The 15,444-nt window shown below is 67.9% G+C and carries 9 protein-coding genes and 1 pseudogene; 7 read left to right on the top strand and 3 right to left on the bottom strand.

Features of this window, described 5'->3' with window-relative positions:
* Positions 1-60 precede the first annotated feature (60 nt).
* On the bottom strand, positions 61-1,992 hold the full coding sequence (locus B141_RS0106045; protein ID WP_020574271.1) for a S9 family peptidase: 1,932 nt from the start codon (positions 1,990-1,992) through the stop codon (positions 61-63).
* 29 nt (positions 1,993-2,021) lie between these two features.
* The gene (locus B141_RS0106040) at positions 2,022-3,314 is read right to left on the bottom strand and encodes a Gfo/Idh/MocA family protein (protein WP_020574270.1); all 1,293 of its coding nucleotides are present in this window, start codon (positions 3,312-3,314) and stop codon (positions 2,022-2,024) included.
* Between the two features lie 472 nt (positions 3,315-3,786).
* On the opposite strand from B141_RS0106040, the gene B141_RS0106035 reads away from it, so the two are divergent.
* From B141_RS0106035 to B141_RS39130, 6 genes and pseudogenes are all read left to right on the top strand, one after another.
* On the top strand, positions 3,787-4,107 hold the full coding sequence (locus B141_RS0106035) for an L-rhamnose mutarotase (protein ID WP_020574269.1): 321 nt from the start codon (positions 3,787-3,789) through the stop codon (positions 4,105-4,107).
* Positions 4,108-4,132: 25 nt separating this feature from the next.
* On the top strand, positions 4,133-5,308 hold the full coding sequence (rhaI, locus tag B141_RS0106030) for an L-rhamnose isomerase (protein ID WP_020574268.1): 1,176 nt from the start codon (positions 4,133-4,135) through the stop codon (positions 5,306-5,308).
* A 5-nt stretch (positions 5,309-5,313) separates the two neighbouring features.
* Positions 5,314-7,356 carry a bifunctional rhamnulose-1-phosphate aldolase/short-chain dehydrogenase gene (locus B141_RS0106025; RefSeq protein WP_020574267.1) on the top strand — a complete coding sequence of 681 codons (2,043 nt, stop codon included), beginning with the start codon at positions 5,314-5,316 and terminating at the stop codon, positions 7,354-7,356.
* Positions 7,357-7,361: 5 nt separating this feature from the next.
* Complete coding sequence (locus B141_RS0106020) at positions 7,362-8,867, top strand: rhamnulokinase (RefSeq protein ID WP_020574266.1); 1,506 nt, start codon at positions 7,362-7,364, stop codon at positions 8,865-8,867.
* A 109-nt stretch (positions 8,868-8,976) separates the two neighbouring features.
* Entirely contained in the window at positions 8,977-10,005 is a 1,029-nt protein-coding gene (locus tag B141_RS0106015; RefSeq protein ID WP_020574265.1) for a zinc-dependent alcohol dehydrogenase, read from the top strand.
* Between the two features lie 33 nt (positions 10,006-10,038).
* Positions 10,039-10,988 (top strand): annotated as a pseudogene (locus tag B141_RS39130) (NAD-dependent epimerase/dehydratase family protein).
* Between the two features lie 450 nt (positions 10,989-11,438).
* Here the strand turns inward: B141_RS39130 and B141_RS0106005 are convergent.
* On the bottom strand, positions 11,439-12,482 hold the full coding sequence (locus tag B141_RS0106005) for a lactonase family protein (protein WP_020574264.1): 1,044 nt from the start codon (positions 12,480-12,482) through the stop codon (positions 11,439-11,441).
* A 633-nt stretch (positions 12,483-13,115) separates the two neighbouring features.
* Here B141_RS0106005 and B141_RS0106000 point away from each other — a divergent pair.
* Positions 13,116-15,377: a hypothetical protein gene (locus tag B141_RS0106000; protein WP_020574263.1), complete on the top strand. Its 2,262-nt coding sequence runs from the start codon at positions 13,116-13,118 to the stop codon at positions 15,375-15,377.
* Positions 15,378-15,444: the final 67 nt, after the last annotated feature.

Raw genomic sequence — 15,444 nt, 5'->3', positions numbered from 1 at the left:
TCAGATCCTCTCAGAACCCACCCATTGGTCCGCAAGTGTCCGCCGGGCGAGGTTCGAGGCTCAGCCCGCGGCCAGCTGGCGTTCCCACCACGCGAGGATGGCGTCGAACCTCGCGATCCGGTGGCTCGGCAGGCCCGCCCGCGACAGCTCGTGGCTCTCCGCCGGGAACAGCAGCAGCTCCGTCTCGACACCACGCGACTTCAACGCCACGAACAGTCGCTGCGCCTGCTCCACCGGGCAGCGACTGTCGTGTTCGGAATGGATGATCAGCATCGGGATGTCGATCTGGTCGGCGTACGTCAGTGGGCTCTGCCGGGCGCGCTCGGCGGGATCCTCGCCGTAGTACTGCGGGGCGAAGAGCCAGCCGATGTCGCTGGATCCGAGGAAGCTGTCGATCGCGTTCACCGCCCGCTCGCTGACGGCGGCTCTGAACCGGTCGGTGTGCCCGGCCAGCCAGGTCGTCATGAAGCCGCCGTGCGACCCACCCATGACACCCACCCGGTCGGCGTCGAGCCCCGGCTCCTTCAGCGCCCGGTCGAGCAGGGCGAGTAGGTCGGTGGCCGAGACCTCGCCGACGTTGTACCGGACCGCGGCGCCGTGGGCGTGGCCGTACCCCGACGAGCCGCGCGGATTGCCCATGACCACGGCGTACCCCGCCCTGGCGTAGACCTGCGCCTCGTCGAGCAGCCAGTACCCGAACTGCGCGAACGGCCCGCCGTGGATCATCAGCAGCACCGGATGCGGACCCTCCCCAGCCGGCCGGACCAGCCAGCCGTGGACGGGATAGCCGTCAGGTGCGGTGGCGGTCAGCTCCTCCATCGGCGCGAGCCGGGCCGCCGCGGCCAGTCCGGCGCCGAAGGAGGTGAGAACGCGTTCCTCACCGGCGCGCAGCGCGACGAGTTCGCCGCTGCTCGTGTCGGTGGCGATGGTCGCGACGATGGTGTCACCGGCGGCGGAGTACGCCAGAACCTGGCGGGTGCCGCCGAGCAGGCGCCGCGGCTCACCACCGTCGTACGGCACCAGCAGCAGGTCGATCGCGCCGCGGTTCTCGTTGCCGAACAGCACGCCAGACGGGGTGACCTGCGGCGGGACCGCGCTCCCGTGGTGGTAGGTCTCGGCGTCCGTGAGCCGGCGGGGAGCGTTGGAGCCATCGGAGGGTATGGCGTACAGGCCGGTGTTCTGGGCCACGAAGTCCCGCCCGTCAGGGCCGAGTTCCTTCGCGAGGAAGTACACCGTCGAGCCGTCGAGAGAGAAGGCCGGCTGCTCCGCGCCCAGCGCCGTCCGCGTGATCTGGCGTACCCCGCTGCCGTCCGGCTCGCACACGAAAACGTCCTTGAACCGGTCGCCCCCGCGCCCCTCGTGCCGGCTCGACACGAAGGCCAGCCGCGAGGAGTCAGGACTCCATGCCACGTCCGCGTGGTCGTAGTCGCCCTCGGTCACCTGGACCGGTGCGGGTTCCTCGGCGAACGGGTCGACCACGAACACCTGCGGGCGCCGGTCGAGGGTGAAGCCCACGCTGTCCAGGCGGTACTCCAGCGTGGTGATGCGGCGCGGTGGCTCCTTGTCGGGGGTGACGCCGTCCTTGGTGCCGTACCGCCCCTCCTCCGGAACCCGCGCGACATAGGCGATCCGGGTGGAGTCCGGGCTCCACACGGGCACTCCCGCACCCAGTGGGTGCTGCGCGTCGGTCGTCACCGCCCGTGCGTCGCCGCCGCCGGTGGGTAGCAGGTGCAACTGCGGCTTGCCGTCCTTGCCGGCCCGGAGGAACGCCAGCCACCGCCCGTCCGGCGAGTAGCGCGGCGCGGTGTCGCGCCAGCCGTGGGTGAGCGGCCGGGGTTCGGTCGAACCATCGGTCGGCATCACCCACAGCTGGGCGCGGTAGCAGTCGTTGTCGAGGTCCAGTCGGGCGACGTCGACGACCACGGTGCCGCCGTCCGGCGACAACGTCGGCGGGCCAGGAATCAGCAGCAGGGCAAGATCAGCAGGCTTCATGCCGCCGGACTCTAGCCCGCCTTCCGGAGTCAGAGCGCCGGGACGGGAACGACCTGCTCGACCGTGCCCGCGTGCCGGGCGCGTTCGGCGGCGAAGACCGCGAGGTGGGTTTCGAGCGACTCCAGCGCCCCGGAGTTGATGTGCGCCGGGTCGCCGGTGGCCAGTGCCCGGGTGAACGAGTCCATGAGTCCGGCGTCGCCGCCGCCGTGGCCCGAGCCGGCGTCGGCGCCGAGCGACTCGACCGTGAGCTCCTCGGTCTGATCGGTGAGGAAGTCGAACAGCCTGACCTTCTCGCCGTCGCAGTCGATGCTGCCCTGGGTGCCGAAGATCTGGGTACGCCGGTGGCCCTGCTCGGAGAAGGCCGTCATGGTGAACGTCCCGGTGATCCCACCGGCGAACTCCAGCGCCACGACCTGGTGGTCGACGACGTCGTTGTCGCAGCGGTAGACGCAGCGGCCGTACGGCCCTTCGCGCAGCGCTCGGGTCACGCCGTCCTCGGTCAGGTCGTTCGAGACGACGTGCAGGGGCCAGCCGGTCTGCCCGCGCCGGAGCATGCCGAGGTAGTGCTTCTTGGCGGAGTACGCGCACGACGACTCGACCGAGCAGTCGAGGCAGCGCTCGGCGGCGCCGGCGGGCTGGTTGGCGCGGACGAAGTGCGAGAGCCGGCCGAAGCTCGACACGCGTTCGATGGGTACGCCGACGACGTAGCGGAGCCAGTCGATGTCGTGACAGGACTTCGCGAGCAGCATGGACGACGACTCGTCCTCGCGCCGCCAGTTGCCGCGTACATAGGAATGCGCCTGGTGGGAGTAGCCGACGGGCTCGAGGTGTTGGACGCTCATGATGGTGCCGATCCGGCCGGAGTCCAGGACCCGCTTGAGCAGCCGGGTGTACGGCGTGTAGCGCAGAACGTGACAGACCGCGAACATCACGTTGGTCTGGCGTACGGCGTCGACCAGGGCGCGGCAGTCCTCCTCGGTCGGGGCCATCGGCTTCTCGACCAGCAGGTGGTAGCCCTGGCGGGCGAGAGCGGTGGCCGGCTCGACGTGATCGACGTCCTGCGTCGCGACGATCGCGGCGTCCGCGAGCTTGCCGGCGGCCACCAGGTCCTTCCAGGAGGTGAAGGTGCGCTCGGGTGGGATGTTGTGGCGCTCGGCGAGGGTCTTGCGGTGGTGGTCCCGGGGCTCGGCGACCGCGACGATCCTGGCCCGATCGGGGTGCTCGGCTGCCCAGTTGGCGTAGACGGAGCCGCGGTTGCCGGCGCCGAGAACGGCCAGCGTGACGGGACGGTCGGTCGGGGGGAGGGTCTTCTCGGTCACCATGTGCTCCCGGGGCGTTGAACTGAGGTGGGGCGGCCCAGGCGGGCGTAGCCCGCGTGGGGCTGGAACCACACGGGTGGGCCGGTTCCGGCGCCCACCGTAGGCGTTCCTGCCCCTCGATGGTGCCAGGCTCGTGCGCATAGCTGCTCACTACCTCCCCGTATCGACCGAAAGTCTGCAGAGGTGGGGCTGGAACCACACAGTGGGGGTGGGCTCAGGCGGGCGAAGCCCGCGTGAGGGCTGGAACCACACAGTGGGGGGTCGAGGAGCCCCGCCGGAGGGGCGATCACGGGGTTTCGTGCCGGATCTGGTCTGTCCTCTCAAGGCCCGCCCTGTTGACCGGTCATACGGGCGTCCCTAGCATTCGTGAAACGATTCAGAGCCGGCCACAGGGCCTTGCCGAGGTGTGGCCGGTCGAGGCGTCTCACAGCGCCTTACGTCGGCGTGAGGTCGAGTTGGAGGGGAGGCAGGCGTCATGCAGCGGATCTGCTTTCTCCTGCGAGTAAAACCTGATCGGCTCGAGGAATACCGCGAACGCCACAAGACCGTCTGGCCGGAGATGCGACAGGCTCTCCAGGAGACCGGCTGGCACAACTACTCCCTCTTCCTGTCAGACGACGGCCTGCTGGTCGGTTATCTCGAAACCGACGACTTCGAAGCGGCCCGGGCGGGTATGGCCGCACGTGAGGTCAACCACCGCTGGCAGGCGGAGATGGCGGAGTTCTTCGAGGATCTTGAGTCGGGGAGTGCCGACTCTGACATGCGGCCGCTTACCGAGGTGTTCCACCTCGACTGAGACCGATGGGACGGGAGACCGGAGTATGGGCTCGCACGCCAGCACTGATGATGTCAAGGCCGTCCTGCGTACGCAGCAGATCGAGACGCCCTCGTGGGCGTACGGCAACTCGGGTACGCGGTTCAAGGTCTTCGCCCAGGAAGGCGTACCCAGAAACGCCTACGAGAAGATCGACGACGCGGCACTCGTTCATGAGTTGACCGGTGTCGCGCCGAGCATCGCGCTGCACATCCCCTGGGACAAGGTGGATGACTACACCGATCTGAACGCGCACGCCAAGTCTGTCGGCATCCGGATCGGGGCGATCAACCCGAACGTCTTCCAGGAGGACGTCTACAAGCTGGGCAGCATCTGCAATCCCGACCCGGCCGTACGTAAGAGAGCGCTCGCCCATCTGCTCGAGTGCGTCGACATCATGGACGCGACCGGCTCCTCCATCCTCAGCCTGTGGTTCGCCGACGGCCTCAACTATCCCGGCCAGGACTCGCTCCGCGCCCGTCAAGATCGCCTTGCGGAGGCGCTCGCCGCGACGTACGACCGCCTCGGAGCGGGTCAGCGGATGCTGGTCGAGTACAAATTCTTCGAGCCGGCGTTCTACGCGACCGACATCCCCGACTGGGGCACGTCGTACGCGCACTGCGTCACCCTGGGAGAGAAGGCCCAGGTGCTCGTCGACACCGGTCACCACGCGCCGGGTACCAACATCGAGTTCATCGTGGCGTTCCTGCTCCGGCAGGGAAAGCTCGGCGGCTTCCACTTCAACAGCAGGTTCTATGCCGATGACGACCTGATGGTCGGCGCGGCGGATCCGTTCCAGCTGTTCCGGATCATGCAGGAGATCGTCCAGGCCGGTGCGCTCGACGCATCGGCCAACGTGGCTTTCATGCTCGACCAGTGCCACAACCTCGAGCCGAAGGTCCCGGCGATGATCCGCTCGGTGATGAATGTCCAGGAGGCGACCGCCAAGGCGCTGCTCGTCGACTCGGAGGAACTCGCGAAGGCGCAGGCCGAGGGCGACGTACTCGCTGCCAACGCGGTCGTGATGGACGCCTACAACACTGACGTGCGGCCGCTGCTCGCGCAGGTACGCGAGGAGATGGGGCTGGACCCCGACCCGGTCGCTGCCTACCGGCGTTCCGGACATGCCGAGCGGGTCCGCGAGGAGCGCAGGGACGGCCAGGCCGCGGGCTGGGGTGCATAAAGAAAATGAGTGGTACGCATTCTGAGGTTGCCAAGCTTCTCGACCGTTGCCACCGGCTCGGCGCCGATCCACGCAACACCAACTACGCGGGCGGAAACGCCTCCTGCAAGGCGACCACGATCGACCCCGTCACCAACGCCGACGTCGAACTCCTCTGGGTCAAAGGGTCCGGTGGCGATCTCGGAACGCTGACGGAGAAGGGCCTTGCGGTCCTGCGCCTGGACCGGCTCCGCGCGCTGGTCGACGTCTACGAGGGGGTCGATCGCGAGGACGAGATGGTCGCGGCGTTCGACTTCTGCCTGCATGGCAAGGGTGGCGCCGCGCCCTCGATCGACACCGCGATGCACGGCCTCGTCGACGCCGCACACGTCGACCACCTTCATCCCGATGCCGGGATCGCGTTCGCGACGGCGGCGGACGGCGAAGCCCTGACCCGGGACTGCTTCGGCTCCCGTGTCGCGTGGGTGCCGTGGCGACGTCCCGGCTTCCAACTTGGGTTGGACATCGCGCGGATCAAGGAGCAGCACCCGGAGGCGATCGGCGTCATCCTCGGCGGCCACGGCATCACAGCCTGGGGAGCGACCTCAGAAGAGTGTGAAGCCAACTCCCTGGAGATCATCCACGCGTGTCAAGCTTACATTGACAAGCACGGTAAGCCGGAGCCGTTCGGTGCGGTCGTACCCGGATACGAGCCGCTACCAGAGGCCGAACGTCAGGCCCGGGCGGCCGCGCTGTTGCCGATCATCCGGGGGTTGGCCTCGACCGACCGGCCGCAGGTGGGGCACTACACCGACTCCGAGGTGGTGCTCGGCTTCGTCTCCAGGGAGAAGCATCCGCGGTTGGCGGGGCTCGGCACGTCCTGCCCCGACCATTTCCTGCGTACGAAGGTGTGCCCGATGGTGCTCGACCTGCCTCCAACCGCGCCACTCGCGGATGTCGAGGCGAGGTTGAAGGAGCTGCACGCGGCCTACCGTGACGACTACCGCGCCTACTACGAGCGGTACGCCGACGAGACAACCCCCGCGCTCCGCGGTGCGGACCCCGCCATCGTGCTCGTGCCGGGTGTCGGGATGTTCAGTTTCGGCAAGGACAAGCAGACCGCGCGGGTCGCCGGGGAGTTCTACGTCAACGCCATCAACGTGATGCGCGGTGCCGAGGCGATCTCGACCTACCAGCCGATCGAGGAACGCGAGAAGTTCCGGATCGAGTACTGGCTGCTCGAAGAGGCCAAGCTGGCTCGGATGCCCAAGTCGAAGCCGCTCGCGACCCGGGTGGCCCTCGTGACCGGCGCGGGATCGGGCATCGGTAAGGCGATCGCCGAGCGCCTCGCAGCGGAAGGCGCCTGCGTGGTCGTGGCCGACCTGAACGCCGAAGCGGCCGCGCGGGTGGCCAAGGGCATCGGGACCACCGACGTGGCGATACCCGTCACGGTCGACGTGACCGACGAGGCGCAGGTGCAAGCGGCCGTTGACGCGGCGGTCCTGGCGTTCGGTGGTGTGGACCTCGTGGTCAACAACGCCGGCCTGTCGATCTCCAAGCCTTTGCTGGAAACGACGGCCGACGACTGGGATCTCCAGCACCGGGTGATGGCGCGCGGGTCGTTCCTCGTCTCGAAGGTCGCCGCCAAGGCGATGATCGACCAGGACATGGGCGGCGACATCATCTACATCTCCAGCAAGAACGGCGTCTTCGCTGGGCCCAACAACGTCGCCTACGGCGCGACCAAGGCCGACCAGGCCCATCAGGTACGCCTGCTCGCTGCCGAACTCGGCGAACACGGCATCCGCGTCAACGGCATCAACCCCGACGGTGTGGTGCGTGGATCGGGGATCTTCGCCGGAGGTTGGGGTGCGCAGCGTGCCGCCGTTTACGGCATTCCCGAGGAAAAACTCGGGGAGTTCTACGCGCAGCGCACGCTGCTCAAGCAGGAGGTGCTGCCCGAGCACGTGGCGGCGGCTGTCTTCGCGCTGACGGCCGGGGACCTGTCACGGACGACCGGCCTGCATATCCCGGTCGACAGTGGCGTGGCCGCGGCGTTCCTGCGGTGACGGCCATGACGACCGAGCGCCTGAGTGCCGCTGCGGTTGATCTGGGTGCCTCCAGTGGTCGGGTCCTCCTGGGCGAGGTGGGGCCCGACGTACTCCAGACCCGCGTCGTCCACCGCTTCGCCAACGATCCGGTTCATGTCAATGGCCGCTTGTCATGGAACGTCGACGCCTTGTGGGACGGCGTTCTCACCGGCCTCCGGGAGGCGGTCCGCGGTGAGGGGTGGGCCCGAGGGGCGAAGCCTGTGCGGGCTGGATCCCCCTCTGCCAGCGCGTCGGGCGTGACGTCGGTCGGGATCGACTCCTGGGCAGTCGACTACGGCTTGCTGGACGAGTCGGGCGCGCTGCTCGCACCGCCCGCGCACTACCGCGACGGCCGGACCGACGGCGTGATGGAGCGGATCCGCGCCGACCTCGGGGCCAGCGCGATCTACCAGACCACGGGCCTGCAGTTCATGCCGTTCAACACGGCTTATCAACTGCTCACCGAACGCCCCGAGGATCTGGCCCGGGCCCAGACCCTGCTGATGATCCCGGACCTGCTCTGTCATCGGCTCACTGGCACCGTGGGCGCTGAGCGCACCAACGCCTCGACCACCCAGCTGTACGACGTCACCGCGGCCACCTGGGCGGGCGAGCTGATCGACAAGCTGGGCTTGCCGGCTCGCCTCTTCCCACCGCTTCGCGAGCCTGGCGAGTCGCTCGGCCCGGTCCTGCCCGACGTGCGCGCGGCGCTCGGTGTCAACGACAGCTTGCGGGTCACGGTGGTGGCGTCGCACGACACCGCGTCGGCGGTGGCGGCGGTGCCGGCCGAGGACGAGAACTTCGCGTACGTGTCCTGTGGCACCTGGTCTTTGGTGGGCGTGGAGTTGGCCGCACCGGTGTTGTCGGCGCGCAGCCTGGCCGCCAACTTCACCAACGAGGTGGGCGTCGACGGCACGATCCGCTATCTCCGTAACGTGATGGGCCTGTGGCTGCTGCAGGAGAGCCTGCGGTCCTGGCAGAAGGCCGGCGAGCCGGTGACGCTCGAGAGCGTGCTCGCGGGTGCGGAGCGGGAGGCGCCGCTGCGGTCGGTGATTGACGCGGAGTCTGAGGAGTTCCTCGCACCGGGAGAGATGCCCGAGCGGATCCGCGCCCACTGCCGGCGTACGAACCAACCCGAGCCGGAGACGCCGGCCGCCGTAACCCGCTGCATCCTTGACAGTCTCGCGATCGCGCATGCCCGCAACGTCGCTCTGGCACGGGACCTCTCGGGGCGGCGGGTGGACGCCGTCCACATCGTCGGTGGTGGTGCGCTGAACACTCTGCTGTGCCAGTTGACCGCCGACGCGTGTGGGCTGCCGGTGGTGGCTGGGCCCGTCGAGGCGACCGCGCTGGGAAACCTGTTGGTGCAGGCCCGGGCGCACGGGATCCTGGCTGACAGGGCGGAGGCGCGCGCCCTGATCCGGCGTACCCATCAACTCCGACGGTTCGAGCCGCGCGACCACGACCCCTTCCTGCCGTACCTCTCCTGACCGGATTGGGACGGCTGGGGCGGTTCTCCCGTCAGCCCGCTGATCGGTCGTACGTCACGGCGCGGTGCCGTAGGTATGGTGCCCGCGTCGTCAACGGTGGGAGGCACTCGTGCGCGCACTCGTCTTTCGTGGGCCCTGGGACATTGCCGTCGAGGAGCGGCAGGACCCGGAGGCCGGTCCTGGCGAGGTGCTGGTGGAGGTCCTGTCCACGGGGATCTGCGGGTCGGACCTGCACGGCTACACCGGCGAGAACGGCCGCAGGTTCCCCGGGCAGGTGATGGGGCACGAGACGGTCGGGCGGGTGGCGGCGCTGGGACCCGAGGTCACCGGGATCGCGGTGGGCGCTCTGATCACGGTCCATCCCGTCCTCAGCTGCGGGGCGTGCCCAGCCTGCGCCGCTGGCCTGGACCATCGCTGTCCTACCAAGCGGATCATCGGTGTCGATCCGGCGATCAGTGCGGCGTTCGCTGAGCTGATGGTGGTGCCGGCGGCGAACGTCGTACCCCTGCCCGAGAACGTGCCCGTGGAGTACGGCGCTCTCGTCGAGCCGCTCGCGGTCGGGCACCACGCCGTCGAGCGTGGCCGCTGCGGCAGCGACGACACGGTGCTCGTGGTGGGCGGCGGCCCGATCGGCCAGGCGTGTGCGCTGGCGGTACGGCGGTTGGGGGTGACACGCATAGCGGTGTCTGAACCCCATGCCGGCCGGCGTTCTCTGCTGGACGACATCGGTGTCGCGACGATGGACCCGACGGCCGCTGCCCTCGCCGACCAGGCTGCCGAGGTGCTGGGCGGAGCGCCGACGCTGGTGATCGACGCGGTGGGTTCCTCGCGTTCCCTCGCCGACGCGTTGGCCGTGTGCGCGGCGGGAGAGCGGGTCGTGCTCGTCGGGATGCATGAGCCGCGGGTGTCGGTGTCCGCGTACTCCGTCAGCCTGGAGGAGCGGAGCCTTGTCGGGAGCTACTGCTACACAGGTACACATTTCCGGGAAACGGCGGCGTGGGTGGGGAGTGCGCCGCCCGAGCTGGCCCGTCTCATCGAGGGGCGGGTCAGCCTGGTCGACGCGCCGGAAGCCTTTCGGGCGTTGGCGAATGGCGACGATGGTTCCAGCAAGGTGCTGGTGCTGCCCGACCGTGGATGAGCCGGGCGCCAGCGGAGAGGAGTGACGGTGACGATGGTGCCGATGCCGAGGCGCATCCTGGTGACCGGAGCCGCGGGACGGATCGGGCGGGCTGTCGTTGACCTGCTGGCGTCGTACGACGTCACGGTCACCGCGCTCGTCCTCGAGGAACCCCCTGGCGCCGTGCCGGCCGACCGGCTCGTCGTGGGTGACGCGGCTGATCCTTCCGTCGCCAAGGAGTACGTGACGCGGACGCCGTGATTCATCTGGCGGCGATCCCAACGCCCACGATGGGGACGCCGGCCGAGGTGTTCTGTGGCAACGCCAATGCCACGTTCGTCATCCTCGAGGAAGCCGCGCAGGCAGGCATCCGGCGGGTCGCGTTCGCGAGCAGCGCGTCCATCCTGGGGCTGGCGTGGGCGCCGAGATTCCTCCATCCCGCCTACGTGCCGATCGACGAGGCGCTGCCGCTGCAGATCGAGGACCCGTACGCCCTGTCGAAGCAGGCCGACGAGGCGACCGGCGCGATGATGTGGCGGCGGTACGGCATGACCGTGGTGGCCTTGCGCTATCCCTTTGTCGGAAGGCCGGAGGAGCTTGCCGGCCGGGCGATCCGGCAGGCCGCGGACCCGTCGGATGGTGCGCGGGATCTGTGGACCTACCTCGACGTGCGGGATGCGGCGCGGGCGGCGTGGCTCGCGGTGTCGCGTCCGGGCGGGGCGTCGGATGCGGTGTCGGAGCCGGGCGGGGCGTCGGACGCGGGCGCGGCGGAGGCGGCGAAGGCGGGTGCAGTTCCGGCCGGATTCCACCCGGTGTTCCTGGCCGCACCGGAGACCCTGGCGCCGTACCCCACCGAAGCCCTGCTGAAGAGGTTCCATCCAGGTGTCGAGCGGCGCATGGCCTTCCCCGGGCGGAGCGTGCCTCTCGACCTGACCACAGCCCGCGAGCTCCTGGGTTTCGAGGCCGAGCACATCTGGCCGGTGGAGCCGCGCGAGCTGTCCTGAGCGGAAAGCTCCCTTCCTCGCGTACGCCCCAGACGCCCAGCCCTCTTTCCGTGATCATGATCTGGTTCATGAAGGCTTTCGGGACGCATAGCCCCTTCTGCCTTCATGATCACGGTCCCGGCCGGAGGGCGACGATTGGTGGCTCTTGAGGTTGCTTTGGTTGTCATAGGTTTCTCGGCTAAGAGACCGAGAAACCTATGACAACTCAGGGGTCCACCCTGATTTCTCAGCATCCGGAACGGCCGGGTGTACGCCATTCGAGGCGCACGATACCCGGGCGGACCTTTTTAAGTAACGCCTCCGAACTGTCTTACATCCGCAGCACTCCAGTAAGACCGTGGAGACTCCGGGGGGTTATAGCACCCCGGAATCTCCACAATCTGAGCTGGCCCGCTCAGCGCGAGGCTGCCGCGCCGACCGTCGGCCCTGCGGTGTCGACCGCAAACGACCCTAGAGCGCGGCGAGGATGCAGGCAGGGCTCGGAATCTCCAGTACGTCGTCGGCCTGCTGTGGAATCCCGGTCGTGGGGTCGAGGACGAAGTGGGTGACCTGGTGGGATCGCTCGTTGGCGACGTACAGATGACTGCCGACCACCGCGAGGTGCCGTGGCCACGCGCCTCCGGTGGGCACGTCTGCGATCGGGCGGACCTCAGCGCCGGTGACGGCCAGAGTGCCGATGACATCGAGGCCGCGGTTGGCGACGTACAGGAAACGACCGTCCTCGCTGCCGGCGATCTCCGACGGGTAGTTGTCGGCAGGCGCGGTCTGAAGCGTCGACGGCGCGACACCCTTGAGCTCCATCACGCCGCTGGCCGGGTCGAGTGGGTAGCTCATCACCGTGGAGTCCAGTTCGCCGGCCACGTGGACCAGCCCGTCCGGCGCGAACGCAAGGTGTCGCGGGCCGGCGCCCGGCGTCGCCTTCGCCACCGGGCCAGGCGTCAGCCGGCCGGTTTCGAGGTCGAGGGAGTACGTGAGTACGGCGTCGACGCCGAGGTCGACCGCGAGCACCCACGTCCCGCTGGGATCCACGCGTACGTGGTGGGCGTGTGCGGACTCCTGCCGGGCGCGGTTTGGACCGGAGCCCTCGTGCTGGATGAGGTCGGTGCGTTCGCCGAGAGCGCCGTCCGCGCCGATGGGGTGGACGGAGATGTGTCCGCTGCCGTAGTTGGCGGTGAGAAGGTAGCGGCCGGAGGGATGCACGGTGAGGTGGCAGGCGCCGTTGCCGCCGGTTGGCTGGCTGCCGAGTTCGCGCAGTGCGCCGCCGCTGTCGACGGCGTACGCGGTGACCGCGGCGTGGGCCCGCTCATTGACGGCATAGAGGTACTGACCGCTCGGGTGCCAGGCGAGGAACGCCGGTGACGTGGCCTCCGCGACCAGCCCCACCAGGTCGAGGGCACCCGTCGCGAGGTCCTGGTGGGCCAGGCTGATGCCGGCGCCCTCGCCGCCGGCGCCCGTCGTGAATGAGCCGATGTAGATCGCGCGCGCGTTCTCCATGTCCACCCTCCGTTGTCCGTACAGCCGGCAAAGACCGGGATCCGCACCGAACGTACCGCCCGGATGGCGACCGCATTTCGCCACGGTCGGGGCAACCCGGGTGGTTGGACTGGCGCACTCCGGACCCGGTCCGGTGGCACGCCGATCGGTCCGGCATCCGGACCACGAATGTAGGGACGTGCGGGATAAACCACCGGAATGCGCACCAAACGTCTCACAATCGGCGAATAGCGCAGGTGTTAACAGAGTCGCACCTGTCGTCCGAGATGTATGAAGTTGGAACGTAACGGTCGGGCAGTACGGATAGTCATGAAGCGTTACACATTGGTGGCTTTCTATCCCATGTGAGGCGGTTCCGGACGGTCGGTACGTTTCGCGTCTCTCGTCCCACATGGGGCACGTCCATGGGAGCGGGAGCGGTTCGACGTACCTGCCTCGGCTGCCCGGGGTCGCGCGGACGGGCCAGCCCGGGTCCCGTCCGCGCGGCCACCCGAGCCGGGACATCCATCCGGTGCCTCCTCACACCCACCCGGTTCACCAGCCGGATGTCCCTTGTCGACCTCACCTCCGAGGAATCACATGTCTCAAACCGTTGCTGTGCCACCTCGAAGACGGCGTCGTCGTCTTCGGCGTGTGCTGGCCGCTGTCGCCGCCTTCGTGGTGCCAGTCGCCGCGATGAGTGCGCTGCAAGGAAACGCCCCACAGGCCAACGCCCAACCAGTGGGAATTGGCCCGCTCCCTGTCGAGTTCGACCTCACTGACAACCAGGGGTCGTGGTTCGACACCGACGTGAACCTCTTCGGTACCCAGGCTCTGGGGGTTGCCGAGCTCCCGCGGATCGGGCTCGCCAGCCTGCCGTTGAACCTCGATGCCCTTGCGGGCTTGGATGTTTCGAGCCTGGTGAACCTTCCGGCCGCCAGCGGCAAGTCGCTGTCGATCGGTGAGCTTCCGGTGGCGACCGAGGATCTGCTCAACCTCGACCTGCTGCGGGAAGCCGTCAACCAGGCGGCGTTCCCGTTGAGTGGCCAGGACCGCAAGGCGAACAAGCTCATCGATCAGTTCGAGGAGCAGGTGAAGGGCCTTCCGGTTGACCAGCCGATCGACCTCAGCGATCTGCCGGTCGGTGTGGAGTTGGAAGATCTGCTCGGCGATCTGCGCGGGCAGCTGCAGACCGGGCTGACGCTGCCGGTCACGGCAACCTTCAAGATCGCCCAGCCAGAGGCGGCGGCCCTGCACACGGTCACGAGCCTGATCTGGCCGACGGGCGCGAAGGGCTTCCCGATCGACCAGACCGGTGCCACTTCGGGCACGATCGAGATGCAGCTCGACAAGCCAGGGTTGTACGCGTTCGCCTGCAAGATTCACCCGTACATGCTGGGTGCTGTCGTGGTGGACGACCCGCTCACCGTGGGCCTCGACTTCGGTAAGAGGTTGTCGGTCAACTCTCGTGGCCTCGACGTTCCCTCGAACGCCGACATCATCGCTCAGCTGGTGCAGAAATTCTTCACCATCACCAGTCCGGGTAACTGGCAGAAGTTCAGCAACAGCAAGGATCAGTATTACGATCCGACTTATCCGCCGGCGCCGATTCTGATGTACGACGAGGATGAGAAGCCGTTCCTGGTCCCGTCTCTGGACGCGTACTTCCAGACGAAGTTCCACGAAGGAAAGACGCTTCCGGCACTGAACCAGCGTCCGGCCGTTCCTGGCGTGGGTGAGGTCTGGATCGACACCCAGATGGAGAAGACCGCGGGAAAGTCCAAGTCTGGTACGGCGACGAAGGTCGACGTGGAGAACTGGAAGGTCGAGCGCAAGGTCGCCTTGCCTGAGATCAACATGAACAACCCGCACAACATGTGGACCGACCGGGATCACAAGGTGATCTACCAGACCGAGTGGTTCTCCGATCGGTTGACGGTGTTTGATCGAGAGACCGGGAAATATATCCGCAGTATCAAGGTGGGTCCAGACCCCTCCCACGTGATGACGCGTACCGACACGGACCAGTTGCATGTCGCCATCAACGGTGGAAACGCTGTTGTGGAGTTGAGTCCGGGGGCGAAGGGAATTGACCGGAGAATTCCGGTACAGAATCCCGGCGAGAAGCCGGCGCATCCACACGCGCACTGGATGAGTGCGGACGCGACGACGATGATCACGCCGAACGTCAACAACTACGACGCCACGGTCGTGGACATTCCGTCGGGAACCATCCGGAAGGAAAGGACCGGGGAACTCCCGATCGCGTCGGGGATGACGCCGGATGGTTCGAAGGCCTACCAGGCCAACTTCCTTGGGCAGAGCGTGACCTGCTTCTCGCTGAAGGAGGACGCCTGCAATGACGGAGGCGGCAAGGTCCACAACAAGGAGATCGACCTGTGGGCCAACTACGACCCCAAGAGTGGAGCTGTCAACGGGCCGATGGGTGGCCTGCCGATCCAGCTTCCCGTCAGCCCGGACGGTAACTACCTCCTGGTGGCCAACACCCTCACCTCGAATGTCACCGTGATCGACACCAAGACAGACATGGTGGTCAAGTCGCTGCCGTGTGACGCGGGATGTCACGGGATCAACTTCGGGGCCAAGAAGGGCGGCGGCTACTACGCCTACGTCTCCAGCAAGTTCGCCAACACCCTTTCGGTGATCGACGGCGACCCCAACGGTGACGGCGATCCCTCGGACGCCGCCGTCGTCGGCAAGATGGTGCTCGACGCCGACGAAGGAACGGCGACCGACGACAAGATCGTCGACTACGCCGGGATGGGCGGTCAGGGCGTGCTCGCGCTTCCGCTCGCCTACAACGGTTGGTCGCAGACGGCCCCGACCTCGGGACCGCTTGCTGGACTGACCTGCGCGCAGCGTAACCCGATCAGTGTCAAGGCGAACTGCTCGTAGACCGCGCTGTTGACCCTTGGGGGGAGCCGCCAAGGCGCGCGGCTCCCCCCGCACCCAGAAACACACC

It is taken from the genome of Actinopolymorpha alba DSM 45243 (assembly GCF_000373925.1).
Classification (GTDB): Bacteria; Actinomycetota; Actinomycetes; order Propionibacteriales; family Actinopolymorphaceae; genus Actinopolymorpha; species Actinopolymorpha alba.
The sequence above is the reverse complement of the archived record's forward strand: the minus strand, read 5'-3'. Positions and strand labels throughout refer to the sequence as shown.